This window comes from Flavobacterium sp. 1355, from assembly GCF_017833415.1.
Classification (GTDB): Bacteria; Bacteroidota; Bacteroidia; order Flavobacteriales; family Flavobacteriaceae; genus Flavobacterium.
On sequence record NZ_JAFICC010000002.1, the window covers coordinates 58,594 to 85,277 of the forward strand.

Annotated in this window: 25 protein-coding genes; 4 read left to right on the plus strand and 21 right to left on the minus strand. The window is 33.5% G+C overall.

Annotated elements, in window-relative coordinates; translation table 11 throughout:
* Nucleotides 1-4 precede the first annotated feature (4 nt).
* Nucleotides 5-3,370, plus strand: coding sequence for an Ig-like domain-containing protein (locus JOD96_RS02625; RefSeq protein ID WP_209562719.1), 3,366 nt, complete (start codon nucleotides 5-7; stop codon nucleotides 3,368-3,370).
* Nucleotides 3,371-3,547: 177 nt separating this feature from the next.
* Here the strand turns inward: JOD96_RS02625 and JOD96_RS02630 are convergent, their stop codons facing one another.
* The 16 genes from JOD96_RS02630 to JOD96_RS02705 form a co-directional block, all read right to left on the minus strand.
* Nucleotides 3,548-4,090, minus strand: coding sequence for a hypothetical protein (locus JOD96_RS02630; protein WP_209562720.1), 543 nt, complete (start codon nucleotides 4,088-4,090; stop codon nucleotides 3,548-3,550).
* 2 nt (nucleotides 4,091-4,092) lie between these two features.
* Nucleotides 4,093-4,230, minus strand: a complete 138-nt coding sequence (locus tag JOD96_RS02635) for a hypothetical protein (RefSeq protein WP_209562721.1) — start codon at nucleotides 4,228-4,230, stop codon at nucleotides 4,093-4,095.
* Between the two features lie 96 nt (nucleotides 4,231-4,326).
* Nucleotides 4,327-4,935, minus strand: a complete 609-nt coding sequence (locus JOD96_RS02640) for a hypothetical protein (RefSeq protein WP_209562722.1) — start codon at nucleotides 4,933-4,935, stop codon at nucleotides 4,327-4,329.
* A 151-nt stretch (nucleotides 4,936-5,086) separates the two neighbouring features.
* Entirely contained in the window at nucleotides 5,087-5,686 is a 600-nt protein-coding gene (locus tag JOD96_RS02645) for a hypothetical protein (RefSeq protein ID WP_209562723.1), read from the minus strand.
* A complete protein-coding gene (locus tag JOD96_RS02650; RefSeq protein ID WP_209562724.1) occupies nucleotides 5,683-6,753 on the minus strand; it encodes a PAAR-like protein in 1,071 nt (356 codons plus the stop codon). The genes JOD96_RS02645 and JOD96_RS02650 overlap by 4 nt, the downstream gene beginning before the upstream one ends.
* Complete coding sequence (locus JOD96_RS02655; RefSeq protein WP_209562725.1) at nucleotides 6,753-7,826, minus strand: hypothetical protein; 1,074 nt, start codon at nucleotides 7,824-7,826, stop codon at nucleotides 6,753-6,755. The genes JOD96_RS02650 and JOD96_RS02655 overlap by 1 nt, the downstream gene beginning before the upstream one ends.
* A gap of 140 nt (nucleotides 7,827-7,966) precedes the next feature.
* Nucleotides 7,967-8,764: a hypothetical protein gene (locus tag JOD96_RS02660; RefSeq protein WP_209562726.1), complete on the minus strand. Its 798-nt coding sequence runs from the start codon at nucleotides 8,762-8,764 to the stop codon at nucleotides 7,967-7,969.
* Nucleotides 8,752-8,967 carry a LysM peptidoglycan-binding domain-containing protein gene (locus tag JOD96_RS02665; protein WP_209562727.1) on the minus strand — a complete coding sequence of 72 codons (216 nt, stop codon included), beginning with the start codon at nucleotides 8,965-8,967 and terminating at the stop codon, nucleotides 8,752-8,754. The genes JOD96_RS02660 and JOD96_RS02665 overlap by 13 nt, the downstream gene beginning before the upstream one ends.
* A 61-nt stretch (nucleotides 8,968-9,028) precedes the next feature.
* Complete coding sequence (locus JOD96_RS02670) at nucleotides 9,029-10,876, minus strand: type VI secretion system Vgr family protein (protein WP_209562728.1); 1,848 nt, start codon at nucleotides 10,874-10,876, stop codon at nucleotides 9,029-9,031.
* A gap of 53 nt (nucleotides 10,877-10,929) precedes the next feature.
* Entirely contained in the window at nucleotides 10,930-11,592 is a 663-nt protein-coding gene (locus tag JOD96_RS02675) for a hypothetical protein (protein WP_209562729.1), read from the minus strand.
* A 44-nt stretch (nucleotides 11,593-11,636) separates the two neighbouring features.
* Entirely contained in the window at nucleotides 11,637-12,458 is an 822-nt protein-coding gene (locus tag JOD96_RS02680; RefSeq protein ID WP_209562730.1) for a hypothetical protein, read from the minus strand.
* 1,006 nt (nucleotides 12,459-13,464) lie between these two features.
* Entirely contained in the window at nucleotides 13,465-13,839 is a 375-nt protein-coding gene (locus JOD96_RS02685; protein WP_209562731.1) for a hypothetical protein, read from the minus strand.
* The gene (locus JOD96_RS02690) at nucleotides 13,836-14,480 is read right to left on the minus strand and encodes a hypothetical protein (RefSeq protein ID WP_209562732.1); all 645 of its coding nucleotides are present in this window, start codon (nucleotides 14,478-14,480) and stop codon (nucleotides 13,836-13,838) included. The genes JOD96_RS02685 and JOD96_RS02690 overlap by 4 nt, the downstream gene beginning before the upstream one ends.
* Nucleotides 14,481-14,491: 11 nt before the next feature.
* Entirely contained in the window at nucleotides 14,492-14,884 is a 393-nt protein-coding gene (gene tssD / locus JOD96_RS02695; RefSeq protein WP_209562733.1) for a type VI secretion system tube protein TssD, read from the minus strand.
* 199 nt (nucleotides 14,885-15,083) lie between these two features.
* Nucleotides 15,084-18,449 carry a transcription-repair coupling factor gene (gene mfd / locus JOD96_RS02700; protein WP_209562734.1) on the minus strand — a complete coding sequence of 1,122 codons (3,366 nt, stop codon included), beginning with the start codon at nucleotides 18,447-18,449 and terminating at the stop codon, nucleotides 15,084-15,086.
* Nucleotides 18,442-19,050, minus strand: coding sequence for a hypothetical protein (locus JOD96_RS02705; RefSeq protein ID WP_209562735.1), 609 nt, complete (start codon nucleotides 19,048-19,050; stop codon nucleotides 18,442-18,444). The genes mfd and JOD96_RS02705 overlap by 8 nt, the downstream gene beginning before the upstream one ends.
* Before the next feature lie 306 nt (nucleotides 19,051-19,356).
* Between JOD96_RS02705 and JOD96_RS02710 the strand changes: the two genes are divergently transcribed.
* From JOD96_RS02710 to JOD96_RS02715, 3 genes are all read left to right on the plus strand, one after another.
* The gene (locus tag JOD96_RS02710) at nucleotides 19,357-20,295 is read left to right on the plus strand and encodes an L-threonine 3-dehydrogenase (protein ID WP_209562736.1); all 939 of its coding nucleotides are present in this window, start codon (nucleotides 19,357-19,359) and stop codon (nucleotides 20,293-20,295) included.
* 185 nt (nucleotides 20,296-20,480) lie between these two features.
* On the plus strand, nucleotides 20,481-20,693 hold the full coding sequence (locus JOD96_RS22400; protein WP_245188334.1) for a hypothetical protein: 213 nt from the start codon (nucleotides 20,481-20,483) through the stop codon (nucleotides 20,691-20,693).
* Nucleotides 20,694-20,754: 61 nt separating this feature from the next.
* Nucleotides 20,755-21,489: a DUF418 domain-containing protein gene (locus JOD96_RS02715; RefSeq protein ID WP_245188335.1), complete on the plus strand. Its 735-nt coding sequence runs from the start codon at nucleotides 20,755-20,757 to the stop codon at nucleotides 21,487-21,489.
* Nucleotides 21,490-21,585: 96 nt separating this feature from the next.
* Here the strand turns inward: JOD96_RS02715 and JOD96_RS02720 are convergent, their stop codons facing one another.
* From JOD96_RS02720 to JOD96_RS02740, 5 genes are all read right to left on the minus strand, one after another.
* The gene (locus tag JOD96_RS02720; protein ID WP_209562737.1) at nucleotides 21,586-21,849 is read right to left on the minus strand and encodes a hypothetical protein; all 264 of its coding nucleotides are present in this window, start codon (nucleotides 21,847-21,849) and stop codon (nucleotides 21,586-21,588) included.
* 2 nt (nucleotides 21,850-21,851) lie between these two features.
* Entirely contained in the window at nucleotides 21,852-22,298 is a 447-nt protein-coding gene (locus JOD96_RS02725; RefSeq protein ID WP_209562738.1) for a hypothetical protein, read from the minus strand.
* Nucleotides 22,299-22,301: 3 nt separating this feature from the next.
* Entirely contained in the window at nucleotides 22,302-22,850 is a 549-nt protein-coding gene (locus JOD96_RS02730) for a Panacea domain-containing protein (protein WP_209562739.1), read from the minus strand.
* A gap of 164 nt (nucleotides 22,851-23,014) precedes the next feature.
* The gene (locus JOD96_RS02735; protein ID WP_209562740.1) at nucleotides 23,015-24,895 is read right to left on the minus strand and encodes a M1 family metallopeptidase; all 1,881 of its coding nucleotides are present in this window, start codon (nucleotides 24,893-24,895) and stop codon (nucleotides 23,015-23,017) included.
* A 62-nt stretch (nucleotides 24,896-24,957) separates the two neighbouring features.
* Nucleotides 24,958-26,592, minus strand: coding sequence for a S8 family peptidase (locus JOD96_RS02740; protein WP_209562741.1), 1,635 nt, complete (start codon nucleotides 26,590-26,592; stop codon nucleotides 24,958-24,960).
* Between the last annotated feature and the right edge of the window lie 92 nt (nucleotides 26,593-26,684).

Consider the following 26,684-nt stretch of genomic DNA (forward strand, 5'->3'; position numbering starts at 1 on the left):
AATTATGAAAATCAAAATTACCACTAGATTATTTCATTTCACGAAAACAATAATCTGTTTTCTATTATTATTTGCAAGTTCCGTTTATGCACAAGATCCGCCTCAGTACGGTACGCCATTTGCCGGTGTTCCCGATACGCGAGATGTAAACATGTATCAGGTACATATTCGTCCGTTTAGTGCCAACGGAAATTTAGCCGGAGTAACCGCCCGTTTAGATAATATAAAAGCACTCGGCACCAATGTTATTTATTTAATGCCTATTTACCCACACGGTACCGATTCCAGAAGCTCGCCTTCTCCTTATTGTATTAAAGATTTTAAAGCTATAGGATCAGAATATGGTTCGCTTTCAGACTTAAGAACTCTAGTCGATGGTGCTCACAGCCGCGGAATGGCCGTTATTTTGGATATAGCCATCAACGGAACATCCTGGGATAATGCGTGGACAGTTTCGCATCCTGAATATTATATGAGAAGCGGCACCACGATTCAGCAATTGGGAAATTTTTCAGATATCGCTGCGCTTGACCTTAACAATAGTGGCACACGAGCGGCTATAAAAGATGCCATGCGTTACTGGATTTTAGCTGCAAATATCGACGGTTACCGTTGCGATTATGCCAATAATCCACCATTAGATTTTTGGTCTGAAGTTATCGGAAACATCCGCGGAATTTCTTCTCATAAATTATTAATGTTAGCCGAAGGAGATAGACAAGCCAATTTTACGGCAGGTTTTGACATGAACTTTGGTGACAGATGGTTTTGGAATGCTTTGAAAGATGTTGCTGCCGGCGGTCCGGTTTCGACTCGTTTTCAAACTATCAATGATTACGAATATGCAAATGCAACAGGTTCAAACCAAGCGGTTCGCTATACCGGAAATCATGATACGTATACGAATGATAATGGCGTTCAAAGACCTTTTGTAATCTTCAACAATCATAACGGAATTGTGGCAAACTTTTTAGTTTCGGCTTATATGAAAGGAGTTCCCTTTTTAATGAGCGGACAGGAAATTGACTATGAACCCAAGACAGATTGGCCGTGGCAAGGCTTTAAATTTAACTGGTCACAAAATCCAACAGCTGCTGCTGATTTTGCCAAGATTTTAAATTTCAGAACTTCTAGCGCAGCTATCAGACGTGGAGATTTAACGATGTATGCTAATGATGATATCAGCATCTTTACCAAAACATTAGGCACTGAAAAAGTAATCGTAATGTCGAATTTACGAAATGCTTCAAAATCTTATGTAATTCCGGCTGCTTTGGCGGGAACTTATGTGAATCCATACAATAACAATGCATCCGTAACATTGACTGCGGGCGCAACACGATCATTTGCCGCTTACGAATATTTGGTTCTAACCAATACAAATGCTCCGGTGGTAGCCGTTACAGGAGTTTCTGTTAATCCTACAACGGCAACTGTTGGTTTAGGGTCTACACAACAGCTTTCTGCAACAATTGCTCCGGCAAATGCAACCAATCAAAACGTAACGTGGACATCCAGCAATACAAATGTAGCAACCGTAAACGCATATGGATTAGTAACTACTGTCGCGGCAGGAACAACTACAATTACGGCTACAACTGTTGATGGAAGCAAAACAGCAACATCAACAGTAACTGTTGCTGCAATTCCGGTTGCTTCTATAAGTATTACTCCGACTGCTGCAAGTTTATATGGCGGAAATACGCAACAGTTGACTGCAACAATTTCACCTGCAAATGCAACAAACAAAAATGTAACGTGGAGTTCTAGTAATACAGCGATTGCAACAGTAAATTCTAGTGGACTTATAACAGCTGTTGCAGCAGGAACAGCAACAATTACAGCAACAACTCAGGATGGAAATAAAACCGCAACAGCAACAATTACGGTAAACCCAAATACTAATTTTACTGTTTATTTCTATAAACCATCAAACTGGGGAACCGGAATAAAAATTTATTATTGGAGTGCTTTACCAACAGGAGTTTTAGCAAATGCAACCTGGCCGGGAGTTAATATGACTAATGCCGGAAATGGCTGGTACAGTTATACCTTCACCAATGTAACATCAACAAGTTTAATTTTTAATGACGGAACCAGTCAAACTGCTGATTTAAGCCGAAACAAAACAGGCTGGTACATGAACAACACTTGGTATGATTCGAACCCTGGAACTGTTGTTGCCGTTACCGGAGTTACTCTATCACCAACAGCTTCCACATTATTAGTTGGGGCAACGCAACAATTAACGCCTACGGTTGCACCTGCAACAGCAACCAACAAAACGGTTTCTTATAGTTCAGGCAATACGGCGATAGCAACTGTAAACGCCACCGGATTAATAACTGCAATTGCAGCAGGTTCTGCAACGATCACTATAACCACACAGGATGGTGCAAAAACAGCAACTTGTGCGGTAACGGTAAACGCAACAAATGTTGCAGTAACAAGTGTAAGTTTGAATCCAGCTTCTGCTTCACTAGCAGTTGGAGGAACGCAACAATTGACACCAACAGTTCTTCCTGCAAACGCAACAAACAAAAACGTTACCTACAGCTCAAGCAACACTGCTGTAGCAACCGTAAATGCAACAGGATTAATTACAGCAGTTGCAAATGGAACGGCAACAATAACCGTTACAACCGTTGACGGAAGTAAAACAAGTACTTGCGCAGTAACAGTTTCTACTGCAACAGGAAATTACTACACCATAAAAAACAGATGGACTGGAGCTTATTTATCTGATGCAGGTGCCAATGTTGGTTACGGAACTTCAATTTCTGGTAATAGCTACAAATGGCAAAAAATTGCTGTTGATGCTAATTATTTCGTTCTTAAAAATGCAGCCACTGGTGAATTAATTAATATTGAAGGACAAACAGGAAATGTTCAGTGTAATATTACGGATACGACTTTTTGGAGCGCACAATGGTCTGGCGATTATATTGATGGAACATGGACCAGATTGAGAAACAGATGGCAGTCCGGAAATATTATTCATATTGAAAACCAAACGGGTTCTGCTCAGTACGGAAATTCGCAAGATGGATGGTTTAGTGCACAATGGCAATTGGAACCAACAACCGTTGGAACCGGAAAATCTGCTTTAAAAATTGATGATGTTTCAACTGAAACTGTCATCGGGATTTATCCTAACCCAGCTACTAATAATGAATTTCATGTCTTACTTCCTGAATTACAAGCTGGAGATGTAGTTTCTATCACAGTTTCAGACATGAACGGAAGAACTGTTTTAACAGAACGGCTTTCGACTTCTGGCCAAATTAATCATCATTTAGCTTCTGGAATTTATATTGTGAATATTAATTCGAATGAATTTAATGTGACGAAGAAACTGATTGTGAAATAAATTTTTTTGGCACGAATTGGCACGAATTAATTTTTAAAAAGTAAGGCCGGATGAAAATTTCATTCGGCTTTTTTTCGCAATAATTCGTATTATTACTTATATTGGTGTTTATTATCACCTACTTTTCAAACTTTTCTTTAAATTCTTTTCCAGACATTACATACGTTAGGTACTGAATTACATTATACTCATATTCCTGCTGTGTAGGCTCAATGCTTTCATAACAGTTTTATTTTCTGCTCTCGAAAACCACCATTTTTGAATTGGCTTGTCAACTCCTTTATAATAGAAAACGTGTATTGGGTTGGTCAGTGTGCCATAAGCCGGATTATTTATTTCTTCATTATTTACCATTACATAAAGTTCTTTTCCTCTTATCTGGGAAGTTTGTCCTGCTGCAATTGACTGATCTTTTAAATCAAAACGCATAATTTTAAAATATTTATGGGTATAGCTGTCTTCAAATGTTTCATCTTCACTACTTCCTGTTATACCTTTATAATATATAGTATACTTGAGATAATGTGTATAACCAAACTTTTGAACAAAATATTTTTCATCTACTTTAACTTTAAGTTGCTTAGAACTTTTTATGTATTGCTTATAATATTTCTCTCCATTATTTTCCCAAAGAAAAAAATAATTAATAATTCCATTAAGACATCCTACAATTAATAGCATTGTTAATATAACTGTAAAAAAATTTGCTGTTTTCTTCATGTTTATTTTGTCAATGCTATAACATTAATTCCATTTGATGCATCTTTTTCATTAAAATCTCTATTAGCTTTTTGGGTAGTATCAGCTAAAGCATTCTCATAATTATCAGATATAGTTCCTATAATAATATTAACTAACATACCGCCTAAACCCGGTTTATCAATTGGAAATTTAAATCTGCCTTTTCCTATGGTATATCTTATGGCGCCCTCTAAGCTTTTTTCTTTGTAGCACTATCACTTCCCAAATCTTCTTTCAAATTCTTCTTTGGGCATTATATAGGTTAAATAGGTGATCACATTATGTTCGTATTCTTGCTGGGTTGGCTCTAACGACATATGATTATCATTACCAACTGATATAATAAGAGGTTTTTCAATTCCCTTGTAATTAAACACTGGCACAGGATTTTCTTTTGTTCCGTATTTGAAATTTGCTAAATCATCTTTATTGACAAAAACAAATATTTGCCTATTCTCAATTTGACTTTTTAGACAAGAACTCTTAATACCTTTCGTATCATCTATTATATAAATTCTGTAATATTTTTTAGAAATTGAATCTAAAAAAGTATAAGAGTAAATTTTTCCAAACAAACCTTTATAACCGATACTTCCTTTTTTATAACTTTCATAATTGGAACCTATATTATCCTTCATAGCATCCTCTAAATTATCTTTAACAATATGCTTAACAACAAATGTTTTAGTTTTAATTATTGAATGCATATACTGTTTGTAATATTTGTCGACATCATTTTTATTTTGATGTGTTAGCTTGTAACTAAAATATAACGCTCCAATTATTAATATCCAGTACAGCATATTTTTAATCTTTTTTTTCATGCTTAAATATTATTAAATATCGTCGTCAATTGGGAATTCAAATTTGCTTTTCCCACAGCATATCCAAAAGCTCCTTCGAGACTTTTCCTATATAGACTGTTACAGTTGCGTTTAAGCCTTTTACTGTATTATTAGCTTGCATGGCTATCACCTATTTCTCAAAACGTTCTTTAAACTCTTTTGCTGGCATTACATAAGTGAGATAATTGATAACATTATATTCATATTCTTCTTTAGTAGGCTCAATGCTTTTATAAATTGTCTCACGATTTTCTCCACCCCACCATATTTGTATTGGTTTAGCAACTCCTTTATAGCTGAAAATGTGGATGGGATTGGTAATACTGCCATACCTAGGATTATTAAATTCATCAATATTTACAATAACATATAATTCCTTTCCCGATATTAAAGTATTTTGGTTTGAAACAATTCGTTGATCAGAAAGATCAAAACGCATAATTTTAAAATATCTATGTGTATAGCTATCAACAAACATATAATCTCTACTACCCCCCATTACTCCCTTAAAGAAGATAATGTATTTTAAGTAACTAGTATGACTAATTTTTTCATCAAAATATTTTTCATCCACTCTAATTTTTATTTGCTTAGATTCTTTGATATATTGTTTGTAATATTTATCGCCATTATTTTCCCAAAGAAAAAAATAATTAACAATACCATTTAGAATTGCAACGACCGCTAACGCTGTTATAATACCTATAAAATAGTTTAATACTTTCTTCATATGTTGGCTGTTTGTGCAATTACATTTATTCCATTTGATTGATCTTTTATATTAAATTTATCACTAGCATCTATAGTTTCTCCAGCTAAATGATTCTCATAATAGTCTGAAGCTGTTCCAATTAAAATATTGGCAACTAAGCCTCCCACTCCCACCTTATCCATAGAAAATTTAAATCTGTTTTTGCCTATGGTATATCTTATGGCGCCTTCTAAGCTCATCTCTACAGATTCGGTTGCTACTCCTACGCCATATTGTGCAGCACCTTTAGTCATATTTTGTATACTATTGTTTGCTACGTTTTCTCCAACTCCTACTGCTACATCCTTTATTACACCAGAGCCGCCTTTTGTAGCAGCCGTAGATGCAAGATCTGTCGCTGCATTTGATGCCAGGTTTCCTGCTACAGGATTAGGTGTGTTTTCTCCTATCCATTCTCCGGGGGTATACATGGCTACTGAAACAAAAGCAGCGGCAGTTGCAAAAGTAGCCCCTGCTGTATATACGCTAATAAACCCAATGGCAAACATAGAACCCATTTGTGCCAGTGCTTCTTTGGTATTATTATTACTTATTTTTTCAGCTGCTTCCTTGGCTATCACAGGATCCATTATAATATTAATGAGTCCTCCTTTACTACAGCTTATTTGAGATTGATTTAATAATGCTTTGGCATTTTCAATATAAACCGTTTCATGCGGCAATAACCAACCCGAAGAAGAAATAACATCACAATCGTGTGCCATCTTATATATAGAGGTTGAGCCTGCTGCAATTGATACTACACAAGCTGCAATAATAACTGTTGCTGCAAGTCCTCCGGTGAGAACCACTGCGGCGGCAAGTGCTATACCCAAACAAAGTGCCTGTAGTCCTCCCCAAAATTTTGCAGGCTGCTTGCATTTAAATGCTGCAGATAACTTTTTATCGTTAATATTAAGCAGCGGCTGTCCTTTTTTAGTATGTATCGTATAGGCTGTTCTGGTAATTCCTATTTCTTGCGGAGCTCCACAGGTCATCAAAGTACAAATTACCGATGTTCCTTGGGGTACAAATGATTGTGCCATTATAATTCTATTTTTTTAAGTTTATAATCTATTAGGATTTGTATATTGTTTTTTACTTGTTCAATCATTGTAACATCAGCGCTTTCAATCCATTTATCGGTGGTGTTAATAACATCCCGCTGTCTGTAACTAAAATTAAATTCAGAGAATTTGTATTTTATTAAGGGCAGAAACTTGTCATTATACATTTGTTCCAGTTTACTATGGTCATAATTTTTTGGCATATCGCCTACTTTTCGTACTCCAATAGTATGTTCTTGTTCTGAAATCAAATCCTGCCTAAACTCAAGAGGCACAGAAAGTCCGGTAAATAATTGAGAGTAAAATGTTTTTTTATACGGCTCAAGTAAATCCTGATTTGTTACAAGATATTTATCAAAAAAAATCTGATGAAAGAGTTTGCTTTCATAATCTAAAATCAAATTTTGCTCTGCAAGTATTTGGTCTCCTGCCATTTCTATAAATTTTTCAAGATTTTCTTTGTTCTCTTTAGATCGTATAAAAGCATACTTATCCTGGAGATATTCGCGGTGTTTTTTCCATTTAAAAATAATTTCATGATGATTAATCACTTTTCTTATTTTTCCTGTATTTGGGTTTACCAGAAAAATGGCGTCACTTTTTACATTTTCAATGTCATTAACAAGCGTAATGGTTTCCTCCATTTGATCCGGATACATTTGCAGTATATTATCTGTCATTTGTATCTTTATAAAAAGTCCATCTTTAGTTTCTTGTTTACCTACTATAAATTCGGTTTTAGTATCGGCATGATTTTGAACAATACCGTTAATTTTTGTAACTACCGTTTGCTCACATCGATATCTGGCCTCATTTGTAAAAGACAGATTACCTACCACCAATTGAGTATCTTCGGTCAATTCTTTTATTGCGATTTCTCTTGCGGGAACTCTCACATCCTGCAGGGCACTAATATATTCAGGTCCAAAAAACGCTGTAAAATACCGTACATCGGGGTTTAGCCGTTTGATCTCTTCAACTGTTGTTTCAAATTTTGCTGCTACTTCGGCAATTTTTTCTTCTTTTACTACTTTGTATATTTCAAATGACATTATTTTAATATTTATAGTTAGTCATCAATAAATCTCTTTAAAATTTTACTTTATAAAAACCTGAGATCCATCGATAGTTGTTGTTCCATTAAATATCGCCTTTGCATCCTCCAATGACAGAATTATAAGAAAACTGGTTATCAATAATCCATTGCTTTTACAGAAATAGAATTACCAGTATCTTGATCAAATATTTCGGCGCCTAATCTTATAGCTCTTTCACCAATAAAGGCACAAATGAATGGCTGCAAAAGTTGAATTGCAGCTCCAGCTCCTTTTAACCCTACCATCCTATTATTCTTAATACTAGTTTCCTTAGAACTAATAGCTTCTCTGGCATTTGCTTCTGTATTCATTCCACGCATGTTTCCATCCCTGTTTGTATAAATGTCTTTTACTCCGGGGCCAAACTCACCATTCTTTATTTTTATTAATATTTCTCTCATTAGAGGGTTGTTATCTGCTGCAAGAGAACCTCCATTATTTTGAGCTGCTTTTATAGCTTCATTGATTTGAGCAATATCATTTTTATCAGCTCCATTTTGCATCATTAGTTTTTTTAATTGAATTAAACCTTGTGCATCTTGCAGGCCCTCATGAAGATCATAATTATCATTTGGGCTTATTCCTTGTACATCTTCATTAGGGTTTTCCCACCATTCAGGAGATTTATAGGAATTATTTTTTATTTCATCATAGGTATCATTTCCTAATACACTTCCTGTCGTATCTCCAAATAGATTAACTGCCGGACTTATAACATAATGACCTACACCTGTCCATACAACAAATTGTGCAAGTGCACCCCATCCAAAACCAAAACCAAACATAAAACCACTAAAGGCGCCAACTACAGCAGAGATACCCATTTCAGTTTGGTTATTATTACCAATAACTTCTGCTGCCTGCGCTGCCAATGATTCACTTATAAAAGGCAAACCTTTTCTTCTTTTTTAATTGCGCCTTCTATGTAAGGTACCTTTATATCCTGCAATGCGCTAATATATTCAGGTCCAAAAAATGCTGTAAAATAGCGTACATCAGGGTTTAGCCGTTTGATCTCTTCAATTGTTGTTTTAAATTTTTTTGCTACTTCGGCTATTTTTTCTTCTTTTACCACTTCGTATATTTCAAATGCCATTATTTTTTTAATGTTTTATAATTAGTCATCAATATTTCTCCATTAAATCTCTTTAAAATTTTTATTTTATAAAAACCTGAGATCCATCGATAGTTGTTGTTCCATTAAATATTGCCTTTGCATCTCCACTTCCACTAATTGATGCGTCTGTTGTACCTGTAATTGTAATCTTGGTACTGTTAAGTAGAATTTCATCTGTTTTCATAGTAATACTACTATTTCCAACTTTAAGAGTTATACTGGTTACTGCTGTAAGATCAAAAGTTTGTTTAGCATCTATAACAATCTTACCTTCATTATTCAGATTAAGACTAGCCTGTGGCGGAGCACCATCCTTTGAGCCAACATTTATGGCCATTTCTGCTCCAACAGTATTTGTCATATTTGTCACAGCGTTATTCACTATATTCCCACTTCCATCGAGTAAAATAAAATTACCGTCTGGTGTACTTACTTTCCAGCTTCCTTTTGCATCATTGCTTAGGGTTTCAATTCCGCTTCGGGTTCTGATACCTTTAATGTCATTGTTTGGCGAATGATATCCACTGTTGCTTTTTCTGTTCGACATTGTTCCTACCACAACCGGCATTTCTGCATTGCCTGCCTGAAAATCTACAAATACTTTTTCACCTACTTCGGGAATAAAATAAAACCCTTTTCCCCCTCCTCCGTGGGGTTGAACCATTGGTATAAAAGGTGTTGTTTCGCCTTTTGCTTCCTGCCATGACATTTTTACCTTTAGTCCGCCCAAACCATCAGGATCATTATTTGACACTACTACTGCAGTCTGGCTTTCGCAATACGGAATCAAGTCTGGATTTGTTTTTGGTGAAAAAACTGCACCACTAAAGTTTACTGCTGTAAAATGGTTTTCATAACCACCGCCATTATCGCAAGTATGGGTTACTCTGGTAATTCGATAAATGCCTTCCTGCTGTGTATCTACACCATTTATAAGTACGTTGCTCCCAACAGTTACACCGGGAACTTCGCTTGAGGCTTCAACTTCCATCATACTGCTTATCGCCGCACGCATTTTGTTTTTAGCATATTCTTCTGACGAACTGTCACCGTAACCACCTACGGCATTGTGATTGAGCTGAATTAGGGTTTCTTTGCTAAAAACCTGATTAGACTTATTTATAAAACCCTGATGAAACCCCGCAACTTCTCTGCTATAGTCCATTGTATTATTAATAGAATATTCGCCTTTTCTATTATCATTTTCCATGACTTTAAATAATGCAGGAGACAACTTAATATCATAACTAAAATCATGCATGTTAATTCCGTAGGTCAGTTTAGGCTGTACTCCACCACCCGGGCCTCCAAAAATCATCATACGCCCATCATAAAAAAACCATTGCCCGTAGCGCATTGCCAAACGGTTTAGAAATTGAAAATCACTTTCGTTGTACTGAACTGTATAGGCCAAAACATTCTTATAAAAAGGATTTACTTCCATATTGATATCATAATCAGATTTTACTTTATTTACAATATCAGCCATAGTCATTTTTGTAAAAGAATGTGACTCAGGACCGCTGTCTAAAATAATTGACTCGCTAAAACCCTGTATTATTATGGTTTCTTCCATATCCATATAACGTGATTTTCGCATTGTTACTTTCGTTACAATTCCGTAAAACTGCATGATATAATCTTTAGGATTCGTAATCACCATAAGATCATCTAAGTCCGGAATTGCTTTTATTTCTATGCTTATTTTTTCTCCGCTAAGTTTTTGCGATACTGGCATGACACTTTCAAATTCGCTTACCAACAAATCATGTCTCACCTCAAGTGAAAACGTATGGTGATCGTGTATTTCCTGATTAATTTGTAAATGGCTGAAATTTGTAATTACCGTTTCGCCTATTTTTATTGTTGTATTTGTTTGTAATGCCATTTTATATTTTGTTTAGGTTATTATTGCTAAAATTTCAAAATTCAACTCATTTGTCACCGAATGTTTTTGTTATCGATTTCTCTCTTATTTCCAAATATTCCTTCACATCTTTCTGTACCAAAATCAGAAGATCCTCTACCTGCACCTCTTGAGCAAAAATCGTCATCAAAAAGTTTTTGGCCCCTATTGACCTTTGTAACAATTTCAACATGAATACCTCCAAAAGCTGCTATATCACCTCTTTCTACGTGTTTTTTATCTACTATTTTAAAAGGACCATCTGCATTCCAGATTTGCTTAGCCGAGTAGTATTTACCTCCATTTATCTGTTTATATCCAGCCATAAATAAAGCTTCTCCAACAAATAAATTACAAGCCCATATTGCATCTTTACCATAATTAACTACGTAGTATCCATTTGGCCATTTATTATTGGCATTTTTAATTTTTTCATAGTTCATTAAAGTAACCTGCTGGTCGTTTAAATCTGCCAAATCAAGTAAGTATGTTTTTTGTGCTGCAGTAAATGAGTTCTTCCATTCTCTAAGGAAATTTTTTCTGACAGGAAAATTTGACACTTTCGAACTTCTGTCTTTCAAAAAAGAGTTTTTAGTTAAAACATATCCTTTGTTATTATAAAAGCCTTTATAACTTTTCATCATATTGTTATCATTACCTAGTTCCTCAGCCGCGCTTGCTATTTTTGATATTCCCATAATTATTATATTTTTTTCAGTAAGTTTTCAATCTACTTTGGAGGTTAAAATATTACTGTATCATTGTAAACTGCATTTTCAATTATTTTTTCTTTCAAAAAAGTTATTTTTCTAGTTTTATTTTTAGTGTAATCATAAACAATAGAGTCTCCTTTTGTTTGAATAACTGCCTTTAAATTTCCGAATAATTTCACCTTATAAAATCCTCCTTTTTGGTTATAAAATGTATTTTCAATTAGCGGATAATGGCTTTGAAAATATTCTTTTTGTACATGAATACCTACACGTTTTCCTTTTAGGTATTTACCTTCCCTTATTATTGTATCGTTATTATATTTTTTGTAATAACCTGTACCTTCTTTTCCGAAGTCTTCCTTATAAATAATTTTTCCCTTTGTGTTATAACACACAAATTTGTCTCGGTATTGGTCATTTTTATCTAAGGTATATACCTGGGCCAAAATGTTATTTAGATAATACTCTTTCTGAATGCCAACTTGTTCTCCGTTATTAAAATGATATACTGATAAAAAATTTCCATTAGAAGGATCGTATTGTATTACAAATCCATCAAACTCACCTTTATCATTATAATGTTCTTCTGCACTCAATGCATCTTTATAATAAAGTTTCCATAAACCAACCTTTTTTCTGTTTTTAATTTTGCCTATTGAATAATTATTTATTATATCAGAATTATATATTTTATAGTATCCGTTTCTCTTTACAAAATTGCTGTCTTTTTCAAACAGAAGAATTGTATCTAAAGGAATTTGGTATGAGCTATCTTTATATATTATACATTTTTCTATCCATGGCTGTTTTGGATTTTTATCACAGCTTATCAGGAAAATAGCTGTCAGCAATAAAACTTTTCTAAAATATTTTGATTTAATACATTTCATATTTCAAATATTATCACCAGGAATTTCTAATTAATCCATATGTCTTTTTACCAATTTCATAGAAAAAACCTAATCGAAACTTTTAATTTAACCCAATTATCACTCTATCCAAAATCTTTTTGGAATTCCATTTTATTCTAGATATAAATAATAACAATTTTGTATGTCAATAGGTTACCAACCTTTTTTGATATTTTTTTTGTCATCAGATACCTCAAATTCTATAGTAATAGATTTAACATCATCATTATCTTTCTTCAATCCTATATCTTTTTAACCTTTTTACTATCTATAAAATAATTCGAATAGAATCTGTTTTTCTCGTATAAATTGATGCAATTCCGCTACGTTCATTTGCTCTTCTTGTCCACTTTTAGAATGAACTATTTTTTTCCATATTGAATCAATTTGCTCACTTTTATTATTGCAAGAGAGCAGAAGCAAACCAATTATGATTAAAGAGATCTTTTTCCTCATTGTATTCTCTGTCGATATTCTTGCTTAAAAAAATTTATTACAAAAAATGCAATAACAATCCCTATGAAACATAGAAAAAAAATATTCCTAGACCATTTATCTTCAGCTTGTTCATCTCTTAGATTTGTTTTACAAAATCTAATTTAATAGCACCATAGTAATCCTCCTAAATCTGAAACTATTACATATCTCATATATATTAAAATTTATGCTGCTTAATTCTAAATAATACATCATTATCAATATAACTTTCGGTTTTTTCCTTAAAATAATTCACAGCTTTTGCGCTAGAGTTTGAAAATGAATCAGATCCTGCTCCTGCATTTGAGAACTTAAGATAACATCAATTGTAAATACTTTGCCCTTAACTAAGATATATGGTAATTTTTTCGTTATAAAATCTGAGCCTCGATAATTCTAGGAAGATCGGAGCCTTTACTTAGAATTTATATTGCTAAAATCAGTAACAAAAAAATGAAAAAGATCACTTTTAAAAGTCTGAATGCTTATCATATTCAAAACTATCAAAAGGTATCCACTGGTTTTGTTTTTTAGTATACCACACTGCAATTCGTATAGAATCGTTTTTACTCCAGATTGCTTCTTTTATACTTATTTTTATTCCACTTTTATAGTATTTTCCTATTCCTGCTCTTATTCCCGGAAAAATTTCATTTTCTTTTGCATTATCAAAAACTGATGTTTCAATTGGTTCACCGTAATATTCTAAAGCTTCTTTATAAGAAAAATTTAATAGCTGTTCTTTAGTTGCGGGATTCTTTTCCATAATTTGCTTTGATTTTTTATCCTTACAACCTAATAATACGGCTAGGCAGAAAAAAAATATCAAAATTTTTGTTCTCATAATGACAGATTAAAATTTGTATTAGGTATTATCGAATTTATTTCGCGAAGTATAAAATCGAAATGTCGAATTCTTAATTCCATTCCTACATTCATAATGCTTACTTTATCATTATAAAATTGTCCTCCAGAATTATATTCATCAGCATGCATACCGGGTACTGAACTACTGTTTCCAATTGCATGGCCAAATTCATGTGGAATATTTTTTTGTAGGACCAGTGCCGGAGCACCAACTTTTCTAAGTGGAATTATGTCAACCGTATATAGCCTGATTTGCTGAATATTCCAGTTTACATAAGGTCTATTGCTAAAATCTCTTGGCGCAACTTTAATTACATCTACGTTCCAGTGTGGATTTACAACAGTCCATTGAATATCAAATGACAATTTGAAAATTGCATTCTTTTCATCTTTTGCAAATTTCGAACTTCCAGTCACTTTTAATCGCGCCCTTCTATTCCATACTTTATCCATTTCTTTTTCAAATGCTTTATGCATTTTTTGTTTATCTGTGTAACCCCAATTATTAAAGCCATTTGATATCCAATTATATTTCCAGCGCTCAATAACTAAAATATTTTTATTTTCGGTATCGATATCAATATCTAATCTTGGAGTTTTTTTTATAATGTGTCCCATAACAATATTTTTTATGAGTTCTTCCAATTATTTTCAAATGCAGTATTGCCAATTTTAATTTCACTCGCAGTAATCAAAATTTCGGTTCTCATGGGTATGGTACCTTCATTTCTAAAGCTTTTATGAAAAGAAATACAATATCCTTTTCTAAAGCTTACATTTTTCATTGTACTCATGGCATCTCTGCGATAAAAAATAATTTTTCCGTCTTTAGTACTAGTTTGTGAAACCATCCAGCCAGAAAATAAATCTGTACCTGTACTTTCTACTACTAACCTGATTTGTCCTCCCTTTGCTTTATTTGCCGGCTTTCCGTTATTGTCTGTCGCTTGTATAAATGTGACATCAAATTCTAAAACATTGAACGATTCATTGTCTACTTCTAATTTTGCTAAAAAACTCATATCTATAAATTATTAATTAATTATTGGCGGAATTATTAAATATTTGTAATCTTTATCTTTCAAATATAATTAATTTAGCAAAATAAAACTGTTAAATTTTAATATTTTATAAGTTAAATACTACTTTTTTGTTTTTTGGCAAAAAAATGGGCTTTAGTTTTTAACTAAAAGCCCATGTTGTATTATAAAAAATATAAAATTATTCCTCAAACAACTCCATCAATTCCAACGCACGTTTTATTGATTTTACATTATCAAAAGTCAACAACAAACGTAAGCCGTTTACGGTTTGTTTTTCTTTCATTTTGCAGAGTGAACTATGTTTTTGAACAAAGGTCAAAACGTTTCGGAACTTCGAGGATTGATAATAATCAGATTGCTGATCGGAGACGAAATAACCAATCATTTTACCTTGTTTCAAAACTAATTTCTCGATTCCAACTTTTGTTGCGATCCATTTTATTCGGATGCTGTTTAACAATGCAGTCGCTTGTTTTGGCAACGGTCCGAAACGGTCGATCAGTTTTCTTTCGTATTCCTGTAAACCAGCTTCGTCTTTTATTGCGCCCAGTTCGTTGTATAAAACCAAACGCTCTGAAACGTTATTAATATATTCATCTGGGAACAGCAACTCAAAATCGGCATCGATTTGAATGTCTTTTACGTATTCTTTGGTATCGATATTATTTTCTTCCGGATATAAATCTTTGAATTCATTTTCCTTCAATTCTTCGATGGCTTCGTTCATGATTTTTTGGTACGTATCAAAACCAATTTCATTAATGAAACCACTTTGTTCGCCACCTAATAAATCTCCGGCACCACGAATTTCAAGATCTTTCATGGCGATGTTAAAACCGCTTCCAAGTTCACTAAATTGTTCCAAAGCCTGAATACGTTTTCTGGCGTCTTCGGTTATAGATGAATACGGCGGACAGATGAAATAACAGAATGCTTTTTTGTTGCTTCGCCCTACTCGACCACGCATTTGATGCAAATCTGATAATCCGAAATTATTGGCATTGTTGATGAAAATCGTGTTGGCATTTGGTACATCCAAACCGCTTTCGATAATTGTGGTGGCCACTAAAACGTCAAAATCGCCGTTCATGAAACCTAACATTAACTCTTCGAGTTTGGCGCCTTCCATTTGTCCGTGACCGATTCCGACTCTGGCATTTGGTACCAAACGCTGAATCATTCCGGCCACTTCTTTGATATTTTCGATTCGATTATTGATAAAGAAAACCTGTCCGTTTCGCTGAATTTCATATGAAATCGCATCTCGGATTATTTCTTCATTAAAACCAACAACATTTGTTTCTATTGGATATCTGTTTGGCGGAGGCGTTGTAATTACAGATAAATCACGTGCTGCCATTAGCGAAAACTGAAGTGTTCTCGGAATTGGTGTTGCCGTTAATGTTAACGTATCCACATTTGCAGCAATCGTTTTTAATTTATCTTTTACGTTTACACCAAACTTTTGTTCTTCATCAACAATTAATAAACCAAGGTCTTTAAAAACTACATTTTTGTTGACCAATTGATGTGTTCCAATGACAATGTCCAGTTTTCCTTCGGCTAAATCTTTTAAGGTTTGTGCTTTTTGTTTTGCCGTTCTAAATCGGTTTAAATACCCAATCGAAACTGGCATATCTTTTAACCTTTCGGTGAAAGTTCTGTAATGCTGGTAAGCCAAAATAGTTGTCGGAACCAAAACGGCAACTTGTTTGCTGTTATCAACCGCTTTAAAAGCAGCACGAATCGCAACTTCGGTTTTACCAAAACCAACGTCGCCACAAACCAAACGATCCATTGGGCGATCGCTTTCCATATCGGCTTTTACTTCTTGTGTTGATTTGGTTTGATCGGGTGTATCTTCATAAATAAACGAACTTTCTAATTCGTTTTGCAGATAACTGTCCGGTGCAAACTGAAAACCTTTTTCTAAACGTCGTTTCGCATACAACTGAATCAAGTTGAACGCAATATGTTTGACGCGTGCTTTGGTTTTTTGTTTTAAAACTTTCCAGGCGTTCGATCCTAGTTTGTAAATTTTAGGTGGCGTTCCGTCTTTTCCGTTGTATTTTGAGATTTTATGAAGCGAGTGAATGCTTACATACACGATATCATTATCAGCATAAACCAATTTTATGGCTTCCTGTGTTTTGCCTTCGACCTGAATTTTCTGCAATCCGCCAAACTTTCCGATTCCGTGATCGATGTGCGTTACGTAATCACCAACCGAAAGTGCGGTCAATTCTTTTAGCGTAATATTTTGCTTTTTAGAATAGCCGTTTTTAATGTTGAATTTATGATAACGCTCAAAAATCTGGTGATCGGTATAAGCCGTAATCTGATTTTCTTCATCAATAAAACCTTGGTACAAAGGCAGTACAATTGTATTATATTGCTTTCGGATATTTTCTGAATTAGCTTCATCGAGCGATTCAAAAATATCATGAAAACGTTTTGCCTGCGTTTCATTCGAACAAAACAAATAATTTTTATAGCCGTTAAAGTGATTGTCGCTCAGATTATTCAGCAATAAATCAAATTGTTTGTTGAAGGAAGGCTGCGGCTGAAAATGGAACTCGAACTTTTTGGTGGTTTTAAAAATTGGTTTTGATGCCAATTCTACTATAGAAAAATCCAGTGCACGTTTGATAAACGAACTCTGATTTAAAAATAATTGCTCTGGTGTAGCGTGTTTTATTTCTCCTGAAAGTTTCTCAAAAGCTTCTTCGGCCCTTGCGAATTGTTTGTCTAACTGACTAAAAAGTCCGTCTGTATTTTGGATAAAAAGAACCGTTTTCTCTGCAATATAATCTAAGAAACTTTCACGGTTTTCCTGAAAAATCTTGTTTTCTACATTCGGGATAATCGTGATTTTTTTATGGGTTTCTACAGATAATTGCGTTTCAACATCAAAACTTCTGATGCTGTCTACTTCATTTCCGAAGAATTCAATTCTATACGGATGGTCGTTTGAAAAAGAAAAAACATCGACAATTCCTCCACGAACTGAGAATTCGCCGGGCTCTGTAATAAAATCAACTCTTTTGAATTCGTATTCAAACAAAACTTCGTTGATAAAATCAATCGAAATTTTATCGTTCAAAGAGACTTTCAGCGTGTTTTTATCCAATTGTTGTCTCGTTACTACTTTCTCAAAAAGTGCTTCGGGATAGGTAACAATTACGGCTGGTTTTTTACGGGAATTAATTCGGTTTAAAACCTCAGCACGAAGCAAAACATTGGCATTATCTGTTTCATCTACCTGATACGGACGGCGAAATGAAGCCGGATAAAACAATACGTCCTGCTCGCCGATCATTTGTTCAAGATCGTTCAAATAATAAGCGGCTTCTTCTTTATTGTCTAAAATAATCAAAAAAGGCAATTCGGTTTTTTTGAAAACAGCTCTTATGATAAATGAAACAGCTGATCCCAACAAACCGCTAAGATGCATTTTTACTTGATTTTGCTCTAGTAATTGTGCGGCAATCTGCTGCGCTTTGGGCAAATTGTCATACGTAGTATATAAGGCGTTTTTACTCAACTTTAGGTATATTTTGATCTATAGGCGGTGCAGAGTTTGGTATTGCACGCGCTGTGTCTAACATTTTTAAGAAATCGGCTTCTCCTTCTTCTTTTGGTATTTTAGCTTTCTCGACAATTTTATCCATTTGTCTCTCTAATGAAACCAATTCTTTGTTGATTTCACCAATTAAAAAAGTGACTTTATCATCTGGTATTTGATTCAAATGAATGAACAAGTCCAACATTTTGACTTTAGTAATCAAAATGGAAATTCTGCTTTTTATCTGAGGCTGATTAAATTGCGCTGGAATATTATTATTTAAAAGAACTGCTTTTTTTGAAATCGCTGTTGATTTTTTCTGAAATGCGCCTATACTTCTCTTTGGCTTCTCTCCAATTTCTTTCAGAAAGTCGCGCCATTCTGTCCATTCCCTAAAATTTTGTTCAGAAACTTCATTAATTGGTTCATCAATAAAAATCCAGGCTTTATTAATATTATTGAAAATTTTCTCGTTCTTTTTAGCCACTTTTTCATTTTCAGCACGACGTCGTTCATCTTCGCCCTGACATGAATGCAGTACAAAAATCAAAAGAAGAAAAAGAGATATTTTATATTTCATTTGGTAAAACATTAAGCTACAAAGTTACAAAGTAAATTTACAATTACGAATTCTGTTTTTTGCTAAAGATTCTATAATTCAAGGTTATTTTTTGCCACAGATTTCACTGATTTAATGGATTTTTTTCTTAAAAAATCAATTGAAAAATCTTTTTAATCTGTGGCTAAATTTCTAATTTGGTGTAAAGTTTTGAATAGGGAATAATCTAAAAAACAAACTTTATTATTGTTAATTTTTTAATTTTTGTTTCTAAAAAGAATACTTATTTGCGAAAACGTTATATTTGCAATACTAAATCCCAAATAAATGAATCCAAAAATATTGATCATTGGTGCTTGCGGTCAGATTGGGACAGAACTGACTCAAAAGCTCCGTAAGTTATACGGAACAGAAAATGTAATTGCTTCTGATATCCGAAAATTAAATGCTGATGTTGTAAATTCAGGTCCGTTTGAAGTGGTCAATGCTTTAGATTTTAATCAAATCGAACATCTTGTAGAGATACATAAAATTACAGATGTTTATTTAATGGCGGCACTTTTATCGGCTACAGCCGAAAAAAACCCTGCATTTGCCTGGGATTTAAATATGAACTCACTTTTTCATGTTTTAAATCTGGCGAAAGCAAAAAAAATTAAGAAGATATTCTGGCCATCGAGTATCGCTGTTTTTGGGCCTACAACTCCAAAAGAGAACACGCCGCAATACACTATAATGGAACCTTCTACAGTTTACGGAATAAGTAAACAAGCCGGTGAAAGATGGTGTGAATATTACCATAATATCTATGGTGTTGATGTCCGCAGTATTCGTTATCCGGGTTTAATTAGCTGGTCTACTCCTCCGGGCGGCGGAACTACAGATTATGCTGTTGATATTTTTTATAAGGCTATTGCCGATAAAAAATACGAATGCTTTTTATCTTCAGAGACAAAAATGCCAATGATGTATATGGATGATGCAATTAATGCAACTATCAATATTATGCAGGCGCCTGCTGAGGATATCAAAATACATTCTTCTTATAATTTGGCAGCAATGAGTTTTACCCCGACAGAAATTGCTAATGAAATTAAAAAGCATATTCCGGAATTTGAAATCACTTACAATCCTGATTTCCGTCAAAAAATTGCGGACAGCTGGCCGGCAAGTATTGATGACAGTTCTGCAAGAGAAGACTGGAACTGGAAACATACTTTTGATTTGGAATCAATGACTAAAGATATGTTGGAGCATTTGGGATAACCTGAATCTCTGCTGATTTAAGCGTGCTATTTTAAAAGAAAATACTTTTAAAATAGCACGCTTTTTTTAGTTCATTTTTTAGATACGCTTTTAATGATTGCATAATTTTCTTACTTTTGGTTTTAAAATAATTTCAAATTTTATCTTAAAAACATCAATCAAATCACAACAAAAACGTTAATCGAATGACAAATCCTTATCATCCTGTCGAACAAGGCAAAAGAACTGCTATTGTTGATATTCTTCGTGGCTGGGCTATATTAGGCGTAGCCATAGGCAATTATTCAGGCCTTCCGCACATCAGAGTACCGAACGAAACTAACGGTGTTTTATCTGAAATACTATCTAAGATCGATCAGTTTTTCTTCGCTGGAAAATCCTGGACTTTATTTTCATAAAAGTTCTGCAAAAACATTAGGTATTCTTTCTGCTATTCTTGTGCTTCTTATTCCTTTTGTAATGGCTTATATCAAAAGTTTTAATTTCGAAAGGATAGATATTATCTCAAATCCTGAATATTTAAAATTATATTATTCAGGAAACTGGCTAGATTTTTTTAAGTTTAATCTTGTAGCTTCTTTTTACCAACAAATCATAGTTCCCGGTTATGCGATTACTGCACATCTTGTAATGCTGGCTTGTATGTTTTTTGGGGCTATGCTTCAAAAATTGAATTTTTTTAATCGTTTGAACGAAATGAAAAAACTTTTGAAATATGTACTTATCAGCAGCTTGGTTATAGCTGTTATAATTGGTATTGTCTTTTATTTTGCTATTGAAAACAAAGCTGAATTCCTTAAATTCTTCCACCCATATTTCTGGCTTATTTTGAGCACAATGATTTTTATCGCAACCGGAATTACGCTATTGTATATTAATGGAAAATTCAAAACGGTCTTCAGCTATTTTAGTGCTGGTGGCAAAATGACACTAACCAATTACATCGCTCAAAATATTCTGGCTGCTTTTATTTTCTCGGGTATTGGTTTCGGCGTTACTTATACATTGCCCTATTGGTTTTACCTTGCACTGGCTGTTTTTGTTTTCATTATTCAATTATTTATCAGCAAGTGGTGGCTTTCTAAATACAATTATGGTCCAATCGAATGGTTATGGAGATGTGCCAGCTACAGAGAATGGTTTTCTTTTAAGAAGACACAATCTGAAGTTATTACTGAAATAAAAACAATATAAACTTTTAAATAAATTTGAAATAAGAAAGCCCTTAAAAATATTTTTAAGGGCTTTCTATTCTAATATAATTCTTTTATACAATTTAAGAAATATTTACTATTTATTAGAACTGAAATATTCAATAAATGAGAGAATTATTTCTTTGTTAATTTCTCTAATTTTTTCAATTTGCTCAGGATTACAATTATTTTCTTCAACATATTTATTTCCCAAATCTTTAAGTATAATATCTACTTCTTCTAAAACTTCTCTAAAAATTAACAATCGAGATTTAAATTCATTTATTGTTCCATTATGAATTGGCATCAGTTCTTTTTTATTTCCAACTGCTTTTTCTGCTATTTTTCTATATTGTTCCATAATTAACTAAAGTATAATTGAACCTCTTCTACTGTTAAAACACCAGATTCTTTTAAAGCTACTGTTATTTTACCCAAATCGGTTGCGCATATTTGTCCAATAACCTGGCAAGATTTATCATCGATTTTAGATTGTATAACTTCGGATGATGATTTTATCGGGGAATTACATGACGCATATGAATCATGATCTAAAAATGGATTGTCAGATTTGAGCAATGGAATTTGAAGAGATAATAAGGACGCATCTCTAGCAATGAAAGGATGAATTTTAGAATTTATATAAACAGAACAGGTAAATAATATATCTCTAGAAATCCCAATAACAATAAACATTTTAAGATGATCAATATTAGGAAAATCATGTATAAAAACATCTCCTCTATTTAATCCTGCTTTAAATATCTTTTGTAAGTCCTCTTTTTTAAATAAATCTCTAAAAGAACTCATTACTTATTGAAGATGTAATTTTAATAAATTTTGCTCTTTAAGATAATCTATATAAGTAGTGTCAGCCTCAATTTCTTTCAAGATATCAACGAAAGAAATAACTGAATTGTTTACCGTATTTATCCAAGCTTGCCCATGTGACAATTCACGAATTTCATTCCATGACATATTTCCATATTTTTCTAAAGAAATATTTAACTGTTCTAGATCAGTTTTAGATAGCTTATCTAGATTAGCCTCCATTTTTTCTTTTAGTAAACAACCTTCTATTACAGAAAAATATTTTGAGAAATGCCCATTATCTTTAAAATAACCATTACCCCTTACGGATTTAAAAATATCATATAAATATGATGGTACAGGTCCGTCAGACATTGCTATATAATTGTCTCCCGTTATTGTTCTTCCATACCTTAAAAGATGTTCACGGTCAGCAAAAAAAAGAATTTTGAAAATTTTGTGAAAATCTTTTCTACTCAATTTCGAGATAACGTAGAGAACAGCATTAACAGCTCTCTCTTCATCAAATATTATTTTAAAATCTGGATTCATTTTGCAAAGGTACTAATTTTTAAATTTAAAAAAATCTTAATTACTTTTATAAAAAGAAAAAACTTACATTTCGCCTCGTTTATTCAAAGCATCCATAAAAACATTAAAAAAAAATCCAAAAATAGTATTAAACTAACTTTGGATTTTCTAAAAATATCTAATTTTTACTTCACTTCAAAAACATTATTAGCAGCTTTTATATCAGCCATTAATCCGCTTGGATCGATGGTGATTTTTTTGATTGCTCCTTTATTTTTGTCGATTGCAAAACTGTAGTTGGATTGCGCCCAGGCCCAATCTTCTAAAACAGTTCTTTGTACGTTAGGGTTTGGATTTGGTTTAATGAAATTCATCATTCTCAATGGAATGTAAAAACTCTCAGAAGTTCCGTCTGTATATTGTACTGTTAAATCAATTGGCATTGGCATTTTGCCAATTCTTTCTAAAGTAACTGTTGTTTTTCCTGCATTATCTGAAACACTCTTAATTGCGTAATCAATTGTGTTTGTTGTCTCTGCCCAATCAATCAAATACCAGTCTAATTCAGCTCCGGAAACTCTTTCTGCCGTTCTTTTAATATCATTTGGAGTTGGATGCTTAAATTTAAAATCATTGTAGTATCTTTTTAAAGTTGCATCTAAATTTTCCTGTCCGATTACATAAACTAATTGAGAAAGAAAGATACTTCCTTTTACATAAGAAGAAATACTGTAAGGTTTGTTCTCATCATAGCGATCACCGTGAGTAGTCTGTGGTTGTTCTTTTCCGGAATTCACTAAACTGTAATATGTGTTATAGTTATCCTGAAAAGGGTTTGCAACTTTTTTATCGCCTTCTAATTCGTTTAAGGCGCTATCTTCAATATATGTTGTAAAACCTTCATCCATCCACGGATGTTTTGACTCATTAGACGCCAGAATATGCTGGAACCAGGAGTGTCCTAATTCGTGTGTTGCTGTTCCTAAAATTCCTTTAAGAGTTCCGTTTCCTAAAATTAGGGTACACATTGCATACTCCATTCCGCCGTCGCCTCCCTGAATAAAAGAATACTGTTTGTATGGATAAGCTCCAACTTTATGATTGTAAAAGTCCATTACTTTCACCATTAAAGGCGCCAATTGTTTCCAGTTTTCGGCAACTTTTGGGGTGTTTTTATAAAAGAAATGCAAATCAACATCATTTGGTCCTTTTACAATATCATGTGCATATTCCTTGTCTGCTGCCCATGTAAAATCATGAACATTTGGCGCAATAAAATGCCATGTCAGTGTTTTTGTTTTTTTAGGATATGTAACTGTTACACCGGCATCTTCGTAACCATGACCTATTGAATTTTTATCCTGCAGATATCCTGAACCTCCAATTGTGTATTCTTTATCGATTGTAATTTTTACATCAAAATTACCCCAAACACCGTGAAATTCTCTTGCTATATACGGGTCTGCGTGCCATCCTTCAAAATCAAATTCTGCTAATTTTGGATACCACTGCGACATAGAAAGTTCAATCCCTTCAGAATTGTTTCTCCCTGAGCGACGAATTTGTACCGGAACTTGTCCGTCAAAATCTAAGGTAAAAGTTGTTTTAGAATTTGGTAAGATTGGCTTGGCTAAAGTTACTTCCAAAATAGTTCCGGAAGTTCTTGTCTGAGCTGTTACACCATCTTGTTTGAAATTGGTAATTTTTAAAAACCCTACTTCATTTGGTTTTAATGTTTCAATTCTACTTTGTTTTACATCTTTGCCGTCTGCTCCTTTTACTTTGCTCACCATTCTTCCGTCTGGATCTTTTATCGAATGCAAACGTGCATCCATCTCACTTCCTGGCTGAAAAGCATTTGGATATAAGTGATAGAATACTTTTTTTAACGTATCCGGAGAATTATTTGTATATACCAGTTCTTGTTTTCCTTTGTACTGATAATTTTTAACATCCATTGATACCTCCATTTTATAATCGACATGTTGTTGCCAATAAGGAGCACTTTGTCCAAAAGCGGAGTTTAAACCAAAACTTAAAACAGTTAGTAAAATAATTTTATGCATATTCATTTAAATAAAAAAATGGAAGAGTGATTACTCTTCCATTGGATTAGTATGTTTTATTTTTATTTTTTTGACATTTTTTCAGCCATCAGCAATGCATTATAAGCATTTACCATTTTAGCTGTTTTAGATGATTCAGATGATGAAACCGCTGTCGGTTTTTGCTCAGGATTTGGGTTTTCTCCCAAAACTACCATTGAAGGAAGTAAGACTCCAGAATCCATCAAAATATGTTTTACCTGTGACGCTTTTAGTTTTGGATAATAAGAACGGATTAAGGCAGCTACTCCGGCAGCATTAGGAGATGCCATTGATGTTCCCTGTAGGTATTTGTATTTATTGTTTGGAACTGTTGCATAAATCTCTTCTCCAGGAGCAAAAACATCTACATTTATTTTTCCAAAGTTTGAGAATCCTGCAACTACATTTTCTCCATATTGTTTATTAATTGCACCAATTGTGATTACGTTATCTGTAAATTCTTTAATATTATCCTGAGAATCATTTGGATAGTTGATGTTTTTTGTTTCATCTATATTATACCCGTCATTTCCTGCAGCATGAACAATTAAAACATCTTTTTTAGCGGCATATTTTATCGCATCATACACCCACTGTTGATGAGGTGAAAAACTTTTTCCGAAACTTCCGTTGATTACTTTTGCTCCGTTGTCTACTGCATAACGAATTGCCAAAGCAATATCTTTATCATATTCATCTCCGTCAGGAACGGCTCTCACTGTCAAAATCTCAACATTGTTTGAAATTCCGTCTCCACCTAAATTATTGCCACGAACCTGAGCAATAATCCCGGCAACGTGTGTTCCGTGAAGTGCTTTTTCCTTGTCCGGTCCAAAAACAATATTATTTCCGTAACGGTTATTTTTGATGTCGTCAGGATTATCTCCAAGCGATTTTCTTCCGTCTAATTCTTTATTTAAATTATAATTTAACTGATCATAAACTGACTCTCTGTAATCTCCCAGTTCTGCTTCAGGATCAAAAGTTGGTCCTGCATTACCAAAAATCTGAGTCATTATCTTTTTACTCAAAACTACTTTTGGGTCTGTAGAAGTAATAGTACTTAGATCTTCTAATTTATAAGTTGTTTTATTTAACTCTTTTTTAATGGTGTTATGAACATCAATTAAATAATCTACTTGTTGTTTGTCCTGTAATGTTTTCTCGTATTTCTCATTGTATTGCGCCAAAGCATTTTTGTATTCGGCAGTTCCGTCATCTTTCTTTTTAATGATACGGGTCATTTCAAGATTTTCATGTACCACATCTCCAAGAAAATTCCATCCGTGAACATCATCTATAAAACCGTTTTTGTCATCATCGATTCCATTACCTGCAATTTCTTTAGGATTTGTCCAGATCATTCCTTTTAGATCTTCGTGTTCAATATCTACACCAGAATCTACAATACCAACAATAACTTTTTTACCTGTCTTACCTTGCAATAATTCGGCGTAAGCTTTGTCAACACTCATTCCTGGAATAGAATCTTTTACTAAATCAAGATGACTCCATCTCTTTAATTCATTTTCACTAACTGGTGCTTTTTTTACTACTGCTAATGGTGCTGTAATAAATTCTTTAGAAGTTGAAACTTGCGCTTGCGCACTAGCGCCGCAACCTGCCAGAACAAGTAATGCAAAAGCAGATAAAGTATTTAGTTTAATATGATTCATGAACTGTTTTAAATATTAAAGTTAAAAGTTGCGACTAAATTATGCTTTTTTGTTACAAAAAACTAACTGTTAACACTGTGTTATGATTTATT